Origin of the sequence: Flavobacterium sp. 9, from assembly GCF_002754195.1 — a bacterium.
Lineage (GTDB): Bacteria > Bacteroidota > Bacteroidia > Flavobacteriales > Flavobacteriaceae > Flavobacterium.
Genome location: NZ_PEEU01000001.1, coordinates 1,643,966 through 1,657,758 on the forward strand (window position 1 = coordinate 1,643,966; position 13,793 = coordinate 1,657,758).

Here is a 13,793-nt window from a genome sequence, read left to right on the forward strand (position 1 = left end):
AAATTATTGCAATAATATTTTACTTTTGCAATATAAAGTTGCATCACATGAAAAAAGAAGAGCGTCAAAAAGTAATTTTAGAATACTTATCAAAAGAGCATCGCTTAACATTACTCGAACTTAGCGGATACTTAAATGTCTCTGAAGACACGATAAGACGAGACGTAAAAGAACTCTCAGATCAGGGATTATTAAAAGCAGTTCGCGGAGGCGCAGTCGCTCCTTCTCCAATTCCGTTGCATTATAGAAGCAGAGAAAAACACGACGTCGAAAATAAAAAGATCATTGCCGAAAAAGCAATCTCTTACTTAAAAGACGGTCAGGTTGTGTTTATTGATGGCGGAACAACTTCTTTGGCTTTAGTGGCAAGTTTTCCCTATGATTTAAAAATAACCGTTATTACAAACAGTTTTCCCGTTGCGGCATTAATCGAAGATTTACCTAATATTGATCTGATTTTTGCAGGCGGAAAAATGTGCAAAACATCCTTTACCACGGCTAGTATCGAAACTATAGATTTCTTCCGTAATTTTAGAGCCGATATTTGTATTCTGGGCGTTTGTAGTATACATCACGAACGCGGACTTACGGGCGTTATACATGAAGATTCTCAGATTAAAAAGACCATGATTCAAAATTCTAATTATGTGATAGCATTGAGTTCTATAGAAAAAGTAGATACCGCCGAATCTTATTTTATTGGTCCAATCAGCAATATTGATGTTCTGGTAACAAATGCTTCTCCGGAAGAAGAAATTTTAAAACCATACAAAGATTCTGGTGTCACAATTGTTTAATGCTCGATTTTATTTAGAATCTAATATAATATTTATTAGGAGCTATTTCCTGCTCTCCGTTTCAATCTTTTATGCCAAACCCTGGCATAAAAGGATTTCCACTTCTATCACGGCTAGGGCATTCGTTTCTATAAGAAATATTGAAAAAACTATTAAATAAAAAGTAAACTTCTTTCATTGGTTTCAAATCCCGAGACAAATTTTATGTCAATCCAATTACCATCAAAAAAGCAGATTTCACTGCTTTTTTGATTCATAATAGCAGGCAAAAAAATTTAGAAAATTTATGCTAAAAAAAGCAAAAAAAATCCGTTATTTCACTGGTTTTTACTAGGTTTAACGGTTATTTTTTCTTATCTTTATAGTGTAAATAACAGTAAATATATGCCGAAAAACAGACTTTTTAAACTCCAGAATTACTTCTCAAAAAATTATTCTTTTTACTTCTTTAAGTATCTTATTTTTCACTTTCACAATGCTTCTCCAGAACTTCCTTTAGATTTAGAAATCATTCGATCTAATTTTTTTAAACATGCTGAAGAAACCAAAGCTATTGTCCCAATTCCAACCATAATTATTTTTTCCGGATTTATTTTCTGAGTTTTTATTTTAGAAAATACATCTTGAACATTAGAATAAAAATTTCCTTTTTTAAGATCCTCGTTCGATCCTTCATTTTCACTTTTCACAAAACCCTCTACTTCTATGACTTCTTTCTCACTTTCTACAGCTATCTCAGCTTTATCGGTATTCTTAATTTGTTTGGTTTCTTCAATCCGACACTTTTCGTTAAACTTTTTAAAAGGACGTGGTTGAAAATCAACTATAACTGCCGCAAGATTTATTGCGTCAATATTCAACGGATCTGTTTCGCCCTTAAAGAAGGTCTCAATAGGCCTAAACTTATCTTTTTGCTCCTTAAACTTATTCTTTTTAGTATGATCAAAATCTAAGCACAATAAATTTTTAAAGACATTTAAATCGTCTTGAGTTGGGTTATTCTCAAAAATAAGCCAACATAAATCGCGGAGTTTTCCACGAGACGGATTATACAAGTAATCGAAGTGTTCTCCTTCTTTTACGATCTCATATTTAATTTTAATGCCTTTTTTATATTCTTCTAATGTCTTGGAATGCATGGTATATATGGTTTTTTATAGGAAATCTTGGGAATCTCAGTAAACCGCAGAAATTTTGATAATCTCTTATAAACAAAAGTCTCAACAGACCTTTGTTTATCATAGAAATTAGTTCATGTATTGTCTGCAGATTAAAACAAAAATATAAAACTAGTTCAAATTAACAGTGTAAAAAACCGTAAGACCGGATTTATTCGGGAAGTATAAAAAACGTCTTACAGTTCTATAAACTTTACTTCCTCAAAAGTCAATCTTGGAACTACTATTAACAAGCTCTGGATAAACTCTGGATAGCAATACTTATGCCTAATTTTTAATCTAAACCAAAATGGAAAAAAAATATTTTTTTATAGCCTTCACGTTATTATTTACTTTATTCTATTCTACTCCTATAAGTATGAAAATCAGCAAAAAAACTAATCTGTTTTTAGTAAAAAATTCTACTATTTTTTTCTCGTTCTCCAGCAATTAAAATTGTTCTACTATTAAAATCAATTTATTGATCTCTTCAATATGCATTTTTATGTTTTTTTTAATAGTCCAAACCAACCTTTTTAAGACTTTTTGCCTCTATTAAATAAAGGTCAAGTTTGATTTTAGATTCACATAATATCTTCTAACAAACCTAAATTTATTGTGCATCATATTCTTTTTTCAGGAATTCCTGGGAATCTCAGGAAAACGCGGGAATTCTGGGAATCCCCTATAAACAATGGGCTCAAAGCGCCTTTTCTTTGCCATAGAAATTAGTTCAAGTTTTGTCTGCAGACTAAAACAATAATAAAAACTAGTTCTAATTAACAGTGTAAAAAACCGTAAGACCGGATTTATTCGGGAAGTATAAAAAAACGTCTTACAGTCCTACACCGTTTACTTCCCAAAAACCAATTTGGTATTGCCAACCAAAAACTCTGGGTGAACTCCGGACAGCAATACCTATGTCTAATTTCTAAATTAAATCAAAATGAAAAAGCTAATACTTTTTGTCGCTATTGCGTCATTATTCACTATATTTTCTTGTACTCCTGATGAGTACGAGACACAGCCAACAAAGAAAACAGAAAAAATAAAAGATTCTTTGCAGGCAGGAGACAAGGGCACGGAAGGTCCTGGTGATGGCGGTACAACGTCACCACCACCAACGATACCACCAAAAATAAAACCATAAAAAATTATTTTTAGTGTCTAATTTATTGTTATTTTCGGGGAAAGTAAATTTATATGTTACGGTCCCCGTTTTTTTATTTTATTGTTCTGCTTTTCCTTTTTTCCTGTGAAGAAAAAAAGACTACTACCACTAATACAGAGTCAATACAAAAAGAGGCACTTAGCTTAAGAGATAAAGCAATTAAAAATTACGAAAAACAAAACTTCAACACTTCATTTTACGAGTTTAATAACTCCAAACAACTTTTTGAAACTATAAAAGACAGCGCTAATATTGGGTATATACTTATTCAGATGGCATGTATTCAGCAAGTCAATGGAGATTACTACGGCAGCAAGGAGACTGTAACAGAAGCATTACCTTACGTTAAGAATAACCTTATTTATATCGCCGCTATAAACAATAGATTAGGTATAGCGGACAAAGAACTCTCTCTTTATGATGATGCTATTCATAACTACAAAAAAGCATCAAATGAATTAATAGATCCTATGGAGAAGCAACGTCCCTTAGGTAATATTGCAGCTGTTTATATCCAACAAAAGAAATATGATAATGCAATCGCTCTTTTAGAATCTCTTTTAAGCAAAAAATTATTAACTAAAGCTCAATCAGTCATCAAAGCTGTATACATAGACAACTTGGGTTATGCTTATTTTAAGAAAGGAATGGATGAAAAAGGATTCGGTTTAATGAAGGATGCGCTCCACACCAGAATTGAATTTAAGGATACTTATGGAAGTATTGAAAGCTACTTGCATCTTGCCGATTATTATGCTAAAAAAGATATTCCTAAATCAGATGAAAATGCTCTCGCCGCTTACAATATATCTACAAAACTAAATAGTGTTGATGAAAGATTAGAAGCGCTGCAAATTTTAATCTCTAATAACCATAAAAACCAAGCAAGCAAATATGTGCAAAAGTATTTTACATTAAACGACAGCATTATTAAAGTTAGAAATAATTTTAAAAATAAGTTTGCCAAAATAAAATACGATGCTAAAAAAGAAAAAGACGAAAATGCAAAACTTCGTTTAGAAAAAGCCGAAAACGAATTGTCGCTTCAAAAAGCCACATATCTGAGAATTGTATTTGTTATCATTTTTATCTTTTTAGTCATTTTAATAGCTATTTTAATCCGCTATTATAAAAATAAAAACAAAGCTATAGAATTTAAGACTTCGTACAATACAGAAGCTAGGATTGCTAAACAAATCCATGATGAGTTAGCAAACGATGTATATCATGTAATTGCTTTTGCCGAATCTCAAACATTGTCTCAAGAAAACACTAAAGAGAATCTACTCCAAAAACTAGATGATATATACGGACGTGTACGAGGAATTTCAAAAGAAAATAATAAAATTGATACGGGAATAAATTTTACTTCCACCATAAAAGAAATGCTTTCGACTTACAATACCAGCGAAAGAAATATCATGATTACCAATCTCGATGATATCAACTGGGAAATTATCGATGACGTTAAAAAAGTCACTATTAGCCGAATTTTACAGGAATTAATGGTGAATATGAAAAAACACAGTATGGCAAAGCTGGTTGTTATAAAATTTGAAAATGATCAAAAATCAATCTTAATAAGCTATACTGATAACGGTAAAGGTTCCGAAAAAACCAAGATGGTAAAAAACGGTCTTAAAAACATGGAAAGCCGAATTCATGCTGTAAAAGGAACTATCGATTTTGAAACAGAACCTGACAAAGGCTTTAGAGCAAAAATATCCATTCCTAAATAATACAAATCATTAGTTGTTTTATAAGGAGCTATTTGATAGTCCGTTCGCTATCGCTCGTACAGTGCAGTTAAGTTAAGCTTTTAGAAAATAAAATCCGTTTTAATCCGCGTTTTTACAAAGTAAATCTGTTTTATCCGCGTCAAAATTAGACGCTGATTTTACTGATTCGCTAAAGCGAAAACGCTGATAAAAACGGATTTTCTAATTACTTTCTTGATTAAACTGTTAAGTAATTTTGTAGATTTTCCCTTAATTTAATGACATTGCCCGATAACTATCTGGACCGGCACAAAAGGATTTTCTCCCGACACTTCGGGACTATCAGGGCTAAGACTCCGGTTTTCATAAGAAAGTTTAATGTTTAATTATCTCTTTTTAAACATAAAAAAAAACCTCCCAGAATTTTACTTCTGGAAGGCTCTCCTACTAATAACTAATTAAAATAGGCATTCTATTTCCAACCGCCGCCTAAGTCTCTGTAAACATGAACCGCAGCATTCAGTTGTTCCTTTTTAGTATCTACTAATTCTAATTTCGCTTCTAATGCATCACGTTGAGTCATTAAAACTTCGAAATAATCAACTCTCGCTGACTTAAATAAATCATTAGAAACATCAATTGATGTGTTTAAAGCATCAACTTGTTGCGATTTAAGATCGTATCCTTTCTGTAAGTTTTCAATCTTAGAAAGTTGGTTTGAAACCTCTAAATAAGCATTCAAAACCGTACGATCATAATTATATAATGCCTGAAGTTGTCTGGCGTTTGCACTTGCAAATTCAGCTTTAATTGCATTTCTGTTAATCAATGGCGCAGCTAAATCTCCTGCTATAGAATATAAAATTGACTCTGGAAACGTAAACAAATAAGCAGGCTTAAATGCTTGTACTCCAAATGCTGCCGAAATATCCAATGAAGGATAAAACTCAGCACGTGCTACTTTTACGTCTAATTTTGCTGCTACAAGCTCTAACTCTGCTTGTTTAACATCAGGACGATTTGCTAATAATTGAGACGGAATTCCAGAACTAACTGCTGCAGGCAATAAACTCAAGAAGTTGGTACTGCTAGTTCTTTTAATTTCCTGTGGATATCTACCTAACAAAAAGTTGATTTTATTCTCCGCTTCTTTTATTTGCTGACGAATATCAAACTCCATACTTTTTGAAGTTAAAACCTCAGCCTCAAACTTCTTAACACCAAGTTCTGTTGCTCTTGCAGCTTGCTTCTGAATTTTTACAATTTCTAAAGCATTTGACTGCAATTTGATCGTTTGATTTATAATATCCAATTGATTGTCCAAAGCCAATAACTCATAATAAGAATCAGCAACTTCAGCAATAAGATTTGTAATCACGAAGTTTTTCCCCTCAACTGTAGCTAAATATCTGTTTAAAGCTGCTTTTTTAGAATTACGCAATTTTTTCCAGATATCAACTTCCCAATTCGCATAAGCGGCAATTGTAAAATCACCAAGCGGATCAGGAGTTTCTACTCCCGGTTTAATCTCTGTTGTAGCATCACCCGCACCTTGGCTTGTATATCTACCAACTTTCTCGATTCCAGCTCCGGCGCGAACACCAACTGTTGGCAATAAAAGTCCTTTTTTAACTCGGATATCATTCTTTGCAATTTCAATTTCCTGCAAAGTGATATTTAATTCCTGATTGTTTTTTAATGCAACATCAATAAGGTCAACAAGGTTTTGATCTTTAAAATAATCTTTCCATTGCAATGCTGATGTATTATTGTTTGCGTCCTGAGTTTGGGCAGTCTGATCAAATGATTCAGGAACCGGCGTGCTTGTAGTAGGCGCTGCCTCAGGCGCAGGGGCTTTACACCCTGCAACCGTAAGACATAAACCTAATGCAATACCATATTGATATGATTTGAATTTATACATGATTGTTATCAATTTCTTCTGTTAATGGATTCTCTTCTTCATGTTTCACTAATTTGTGTCGTTCTGCAATTTTTCCAAAAATGTAATACAATCCCGGAATTACAAATACACCACAAATAGTTCCGATAAGCATACCTCCAGCGGCGGCAGTACCAATGGTTCTGTTACCAATTTTACCCGGACCAGTCGCAAAAGCAAGTGGTAATAATCCGGCAATAAAAGCAAATGAAGTCATCAAAATTGGACGGAACCTCGCTTTCGCTCCTTCCATTGCTGCTTCAAGAACTGTTTTACCCGCTGCATGTCGCTGTATCGCAAACTCTACAATCAGTACGGCATTTTTACCCAATAAACCAATAAGCATTACCATGGCAACCTGAGCATAAATGTTGTTTTCTAATCCTGTTACTTTCAATAAAAGGAAGGCTCCAAAAATACCCGCCGGCAATGAAAGAATTACAGAAAGTGGTAAAATAAAACTCTCATATTGAGCAGCCAAAACCAAGTAAACAAATCCTAAACAAATTAAGAATACCCAAATAGCCTGATTACCCTGAGCAACCTCATCGGCAGAAATACCTGCCCAGTCAATATCATATCCTCTAGGTAATTTTTTCTCTGCAACTTCCTGAATTACTTTAATAGCTGTACCAGAACTATATCCTGATGCAGGTCCACCACTAATCTCAGTAGAGTTATACATGTTGTGTCTTGTAATCTCTGAAAGACCATATACTTTTTCTAACTTCATAAAAGCAGAAAAAGGAACCATTTCATCACGATTATTTTTCACATAAAGTTTTAAGATATCATCTGGTTGTGCACGATATTCTGGCGAAGCCTGAACGATTACTTTATAATTAATTCCGTATTTAATGAAACTAATTTCGTAGTTACTACCTACAAGAGTTGACAAAGTATTCATCGCATTTTCGATAGAAACTCCTTTTTGCTGTGCCAAATCATTATCTACTTTCATCATGTACTGAGGGAAACTCGCACTAAAGAAACTAAATACGTTAGATAATTCCGGACGTTTGTTCAATTCTTCAACAAACTCTTTATTTACAGCTTCCATTTTCTTGAAATCTCCTGAACCTGTTTTATCCAGTAAACGAAGCTCAAATCCTCCAGCTGCTCCATATCCAGGAACTGCAGGTGGTTGGAAAAACTCAATGTTTGCACCTGGAATATCTTTTGATTTCTCTTCCAGTTCTGTCATAACTTCCTGAACAGATTCTTTACGATCGTTCCAGTCTTTTAAGTTGATCAAACAAGTTCCGGCATTAGATCCGGTACCTTCCGTCAAAATTTCATAACCCGCCAATGAAGAAACAGATTTTACTCCATCAATTGTCTCAGCAATTTTTTGCAATTTCTCAGCAATATTATTCGTTCTTTCTAATGATGAACCCGGAGGCGTCTGGATAATAGCATAAAACATACCCTGATCCTCATTCGGGATAAACCCGGAAGGAACTGTACTACTAATCAACCAGGTTCCGGCACAAAATCCAAGAAGTGCAATAATTGTAACGGCTCTTCTGTTTACAATTTTAGCCAATACATTTTGGTATTTACCTTGTGCAAGGTTAAACTTGTTGTTAAATCCATCAATAAAGATGTTTACAGGAGTTCTCTTTTTAGGTGTAGCATGATTATTTTTTAACATCATTGCACAAAGTGCCGGTGTCAAAGTCAATGCGACAATACCAGAAAGGATAATTGCTGTTGCCATCGTAATCGAGAACTGTCGGTAAAATACCCCAACCGGACCTGACATAAACGCAACCGGAATAAATACCGCTGCCATTAAGAATGTAATCGCAACGATCGCTCCTGCAATTTCATGCATCGCTTTTTTAGTTGCTTTAAGTGGTGAAAGATGCTCTTCCTCCATCTTGGCGTGAACGGCTTCAATTACAACAATCGCATCATCGACGACGACCCCAATTGCAAGTACCAAAGCAAACAATGTAATTAAGTTCAACGAAATATCGAAGAATTGCATGAATACAAAAGTTCCAATTAATGAAACCGGTACCGCAATTGCTGGGATAATCGTAGAACGCCAGTCTCCTAAGAAAAGGAAAACCACTAATCCTACCAGGATAAAAGCTTCAACCAAAGTGTGAATTACTTTTTCGATAGAAGCATCAAGGAATTTAGAAACGTCATAAGAGATTTCATAATCCATTCCTTTTGGGAACTTTTGCTTGATTTTTTCAAGTTTCGCTTTTACATCTTCAATAACCTGATTGGCATTACTACCAAAAGATTGTTTTAATACGATCGCCGCAGATGGTTTTCCATTCAAATTAGAATAGATATCATACATCGAGCTGCCAAATTCAATTTTAGCAATATCCTTCAAACGTAAAAGTTCTCCGTTGCTATTTGATTTTACAATGATATTCTCGTATTGTTCTTTGGTTGTAAAACGCCCTGAATATTTTAATACATATTCAAATGCTTGAGAACGTTTACCAGAACTTTCTCCTGTTTTACCAGGCGAAGCTTCCAAACTCTGACTAGATAATGCTTCCATTACTTCATCAGCAGAAATTTTATAAGCCAACATACGATCCGGTTTCAACCAAATACGCATTGCATATTCACGTGTTCCTAAGATATCTCCTGATCCAATACCATTTACCCTTTTTAATTCAGATAATACGTTGATATCAGCATAGTTGTACAAGAACTTCATGTCGGTATTTTTATCCGTACTATAAAGATTCACGTACATCAACATACTCGGAACCTCACGCGTGATCTTAACACCTTCACGAACTACCAATGGAGGTAGTTTATTAGTAACCGAAGCTACACGGTTTTGAACGTTAATTGCAGCCTGATTAGGATCTGTACCTAAGTTAAATACAACCTGAATACTTGCTTCACCATCATTTCCTGCATCAGAGGTCATATATTTCATTCCCGGAACACCGTTAAGCGCTCTTTCTAAAGGAATAACAACAGATTTAATCATCAATTCTCCATTCGATCCAGGGTAATCCGCTGTAACGTTTACCATCGGAGGAGAGATGGAAGGAAACTGGGTGATTGGTAAATTCAACACCGACAATATCCCTAAAAAGACAATGATAAGCGATATTACTATCGACAATACAGGTCTTTGAATAAATTTATTAAACATTTTTATATTTTTTTAATGATTAAACCTATTCTGCTTTTACGCGCAAATGATTAATAACCGTTTGAGGAGATTGGTATTCGAATTTAATTTTGTCATTTTCTTTTACTTTCTGAACTCCTTCAAGTAAAATTTTATCAGTTTCAGCAAGACCTGTTTTGATAACATACAAATCAGGAATTTCACCTGTAATTGTAATTTCTCTTGAACTTACTTTATTGTTTTTATCTACTATAAAAACATATTTTTTATCCTGAATTTCATAAGTAGCTTTCTGTGGAATCACGATAGCATTTTTAAGCGGAACGATCATTTGAACTTGTCCAGTTTCTCCGTTTCTAAGTAATTTTCCAGAATTAGGGAATCTTGCTCTAAAAGCAATATTTCCTGTTTCGTTGTTAAATTCACTTTCGATAACTTCTACGTTTCCTTTTTCTTTAAAAGTCTCACCGTTAGCAAGAACCAAGCTCACTTTATTGTCAGCACGATCTTTTACATCTGTTTGGTATTGTAGATATTCAGGTTCAGATACATTGAAGTAAGCAAACATTTGACTGTTGTCTGAAAGACTTGTCAACAATTCACCTTCGTCAATAAGACTTCCAAGTTTCAAAGGAATACGGTCAATTGTTCCATCAAATGGAGCTCTGATTTCTGTGAATGATAAATGAAGTTTTGCCAATGCAACTTCAGCTTTTGCTGATTGTAATTTTGCCTGAGCTACACTTAATTCGTTTTTAGAAACGATATTTTTATCAGCTAATAATTTAGAATTTTGCAATTCAATTTCTACTGATTTTTGTTCAGCTTGTGCTTTTAATAATTCTGCCTGATACATATTTGGCATAATTTTAAACAATAACTGACCTTTTTTTACAAACTGTCCTTCATCAACATAGATGTTTTGTAAAAACCCTTTTTCCTGGGCACGGAGTTCAATGTTACGTACAGATTTAATCTGTGAAACGTATTCTTTTGTAAATGAAGTGTCAATTTTTACAGGATTAGTAACCGTAAATTTTTCTGCTTCTTCTTTCTCTTCTTTTTTAGCTGTACAGCTAGTAAGGCACACTAGGGCAATTAAGCCTGTGAACAAGATAATTCTTTTCATGATTTTATTTGGAAATTAAGCGATTGGATGCTTGGAATACAGAGATTCCTTTGGATGAAAAAATGCATCAGCCAGCCTTAGTCAGAACTTAACTTTCATATAAGAAGAAGTAGAAAAAATATACATCAACAAGATATGCAGATCACAACTTAGGTAACCGATGTATACTGTTGAATCAAATTCTTAAAACCTGTTGGGTAATGTAAATAGGATTTGAATTGCCACAGAATGGCACGAAGAATTTAAAACGATTGTAATTATTTACAATAGTCTGACTTGAAAAGGAAAGGTACCATTTGTCAAGTAAACTGTAGTTTGTTGCAAAAAATTTATTCGTAAGTCCATCTTTAAGATCACCACTTCCAAGATATTCCTCTTCAAGATCTACATCGGCATCTTCGATTATTGAAGATCCCTGATCCTGATTTGTGAATTTTACACGGTGCTTTTTCTCAAGAGTATGTTGATGAAAGTTTTGAGGAGTACCAGCATTAAGATATTGCCCTCCGCCGAACAGAAGCATATTCATGAATACTAAAAATACTATTAACTTTCTCATTTGGGTGCGAAAGTAATAAAAGATTGGAACAAAAAAAATAAAATAAGAAAGTCTTAACATGTAGAATCAAACGAAAACGTTTTCATTTTTTAACATTCTTTATTCAATAATTAAATGTGGCGTTTTATGCTAAAATGACAGAAAAGAATCGTTCAAGCTTTTAACTATTGTATTTTTCAAAAGTATTCCAGCAGAAACTGATTAAATCCACAAATACCTGATAGTCTTTATCTTATTTCAATAAAATCCGCTACTTTTTCTACAGAAAAATTTCCATTATCGTAAATTCCTGTCCTTCTTTAGAGAAAATTTTATGAGTGTCTATCATTCCAAATTTCTCATAAAATGATTTTTTATTGCTTCTTGCATTGCACCATATTTTACTTAAATTTTGCTTTTTGGCGACTTCAAAAATAAAATTTAACAATTCAGAGGCAATTCCTTTACCTTGATATTCTTCTAAAGTGGCTAGTTTTCTAAATTGCATTTCCTGATTACCAACAAAGCAAGAAACTATAGAAACTAATTTTTCCTGATCAAAAACTCCAAAATGCAAACCATTATTATCTTCTTCTAATTGTACAAATTCAATAGGTTTATCAGGCCACATTACTTTATGTCTGATTTCCCAGGTTTGAGATGCATCGATTGTTTTAATTTCCATGATTATCTTTTTTGAAACATTCAAATTTAAGTTTTTTAAAGATTATATTTTCTCGCTTTACAAATACGTACATTCTATTCATTATCAAAAAGATACAAAATTAAAAAACACAGATTAACTCGAAATAAATAAGATAAATCGTTCGAATCTAATTTATAATATTTATTTTTATGTCATCTAAAAACAAATCCAGTCATGAAAAAATTCATTTTAGCAGCATTTTTGTGTATTAGTGTAAATGGCTTTGCACAATTAATACAATTTGGACCCCAGTTTTCTTATAACATAACTTCGCCACTTACTGATGATTTTAGTTCAAAAAGCTCCGGAACCGGTTATGGTGTTGCCGGATTTGTTCGGGTTAATTTATTAATGTTGTATGCTCAGGGCGAACTTGGATATGCTAAATCAAAATTTAGTCTTTCGCAAACAGGTATTGGTGAAACTGATTATGAGTTAGCCGGAAGTGATGCAACCATACTTGTTGGTTTCAAAATCGTCCCTTTAGGAAAACTTGGAAACGTACGTCTTTTTGCCGGATATAACTGGAAGAATTATTCAGATATAAGTGCAAATAACAATCTAAATATTGTTGCTTTCGAAAAAAACAATAGCAGTATTCTTGGTGGTGTTGGTGTCGATTTATGGAAACTTACTCTCGATTACAGATATCTTGCAGGCGTTACAGATCTTGATCCTTCAGGAAGAAATATAAAAACTGCAGTCTCAAATTTCTCACTTGGATTTAAGTTCTTGTAAAAATATTTTATCATATAAAAAAAGGGAATCAAAATTTTGATTCCCTTTTTTTATTCGTCTACTTTGATATAAAATCGCTCTTGATTATCGCTTTTTATTTCTTCAGTACCATTTTCATCTTTTTTTGCAACGTTAATTACATGCATTTCATTTGAACTATCATTTATTGAACAATGCCAAATATTACCGTCTGATAAGATTACATTCGAGAATGAAGCATCTTCTGAATTCTCTCCGTTATAATAAACTAAATCCTCTGTTTTTATAAGTTTCTTTTCTTGTGTTTTCTTATTTTTTTCGAAATATAAAATCTGTGTTTTATTAATTTCTACAAGCTTATCCGAAGTTTTTCCTGCATTAATACTTGCCTGATCAACCGCCCAACCTGGTTTGTTTCCAACCTTTTTCCAGGTACCCAATGCTTGATCTAATAATCTCTCTCTTAAAATAACTCGCAAAGAATCTACTTTTTTAAGAGATGCAATACCAATCTCGTTCTCTGGTATAACTCTGGCAGCAATGTAATATAGATCGATAGCTTTCTTAAAATCAGCTTTCTTAAAATAAGAAACAGCTAATTCATATCTATTTTTCTGGAATGTAATTTTAGAATTGTTTTGAGCAAAAATCGGAATACTTAATAATAAGATAACAATAAGAAAATAGAGTTTTTTCATTTTTTCAGTATGTTTTTTTTCTTACAAACGTAATTTATTAATTCAACATACTTTTATGGTTTTCCGTATTTTTTTAATTTTAACACATTACCATTAATA

The 13,793-nt window shown here is 33.1% G+C and carries 11 protein-coding genes; 4 read left to right on the top strand and 7 right to left on the bottom strand.

Annotated features, from left to right (window positions below; genetic code table 11):
• Positions 1 to 47: 47 nt before the first annotated feature.
• Complete coding sequence (locus CLU81_RS06045; RefSeq protein WP_099709002.1) at positions 48 to 797, top strand: DeoR/GlpR family DNA-binding transcription regulator; 750 nt, start codon at positions 48 to 50, stop codon at positions 795 to 797.
• 470 nt (positions 798 to 1,267) lie between these two features.
• Here the strand turns inward: CLU81_RS06045 and CLU81_RS06050 are convergent, their stop codons facing one another.
• Positions 1,268 to 1,936 carry a hypothetical protein gene (locus CLU81_RS06050; protein WP_099709003.1) on the bottom strand — a complete coding sequence of 223 codons (669 nt, stop codon included), beginning with the start codon at positions 1,934 to 1,936 and terminating at the stop codon, positions 1,268 to 1,270.
• A 964-nt stretch (positions 1,937 to 2,900) separates the two neighbouring features.
• Here CLU81_RS06050 and CLU81_RS06055 point away from each other — a divergent pair.
• Positions 2,901 to 3,104, top strand: coding sequence for a hypothetical protein (locus CLU81_RS06055; protein WP_099709004.1), 204 nt, complete (start codon positions 2,901 to 2,903; stop codon positions 3,102 to 3,104).
• Positions 3,105 to 3,397: 293 nt separating this feature from the next.
• Positions 3,398 to 4,864 (top strand): ATP-binding protein, encoded by a 1,467-nt coding sequence (locus CLU81_RS06060; RefSeq protein ID WP_369804783.1) that lies wholly within the window; start codon positions 3,398 to 3,400, stop codon positions 4,862 to 4,864.
• Positions 4,865 to 5,315: 451 nt separating this feature from the next.
• Here the strand turns inward: CLU81_RS06060 and CLU81_RS06065 are convergent, their stop codons facing one another.
• The 5 genes from CLU81_RS06065 to CLU81_RS06085 all read right to left on the bottom strand — a co-directional run bounded on the left by CLU81_RS06065 (position 5,316) and on the right by CLU81_RS06085 (position 12,258).
• Positions 5,316 to 6,767 carry a TolC family protein gene (locus CLU81_RS06065; RefSeq protein WP_099709006.1) on the bottom strand — a complete coding sequence of 484 codons (1,452 nt, stop codon included), beginning with the start codon at positions 6,765 to 6,767 and terminating at the stop codon, positions 5,316 to 5,318.
• Positions 6,760 to 9,927, bottom strand: a complete 3,168-nt coding sequence (locus CLU81_RS06070; protein ID WP_099709007.1) for an efflux RND transporter permease subunit — start codon at positions 9,925 to 9,927, stop codon at positions 6,760 to 6,762. The genes CLU81_RS06065 and CLU81_RS06070 overlap by 8 nt, the downstream gene beginning before the upstream one ends.
• A gap of 25 nt (positions 9,928 to 9,952) precedes the next feature.
• On the bottom strand, positions 9,953 to 11,035 hold the full coding sequence (locus CLU81_RS06075) for an efflux RND transporter periplasmic adaptor subunit (RefSeq protein ID WP_099709008.1): 1,083 nt from the start codon (positions 11,033 to 11,035) through the stop codon (positions 9,953 to 9,955).
• A 175-nt stretch (positions 11,036 to 11,210) separates the two neighbouring features.
• A complete protein-coding gene (locus CLU81_RS06080) occupies positions 11,211 to 11,594 on the bottom strand; it encodes a hypothetical protein (RefSeq protein ID WP_199174552.1) in 384 nt (127 codons plus the stop codon).
• Positions 11,595 to 11,853: 259 nt separating this feature from the next.
• A complete protein-coding gene (locus CLU81_RS06085) occupies positions 11,854 to 12,258 on the bottom strand; it encodes a GNAT family N-acetyltransferase (RefSeq protein WP_099709010.1) in 405 nt (134 codons plus the stop codon).
• A gap of 195 nt (positions 12,259 to 12,453) precedes the next feature.
• On the opposite strand from CLU81_RS06085, the gene CLU81_RS06090 reads away from it, so the two are divergent.
• On the top strand, positions 12,454 to 13,017 hold the full coding sequence (locus CLU81_RS06090) for a hypothetical protein (protein ID WP_099709011.1): 564 nt from the start codon (positions 12,454 to 12,456) through the stop codon (positions 13,015 to 13,017).
• Positions 13,018 to 13,067: 50 nt separating this feature from the next.
• Here CLU81_RS06090 and CLU81_RS06095 read toward each other — a convergent pair whose 3' ends face one another.
• Positions 13,068 to 13,694 carry a hypothetical protein gene (locus CLU81_RS06095; protein ID WP_099709012.1) on the bottom strand — a complete coding sequence of 209 codons (627 nt, stop codon included), beginning with the start codon at positions 13,692 to 13,694 and terminating at the stop codon, positions 13,068 to 13,070.
• Positions 13,695 to 13,793: the final 99 nt, after the last annotated feature.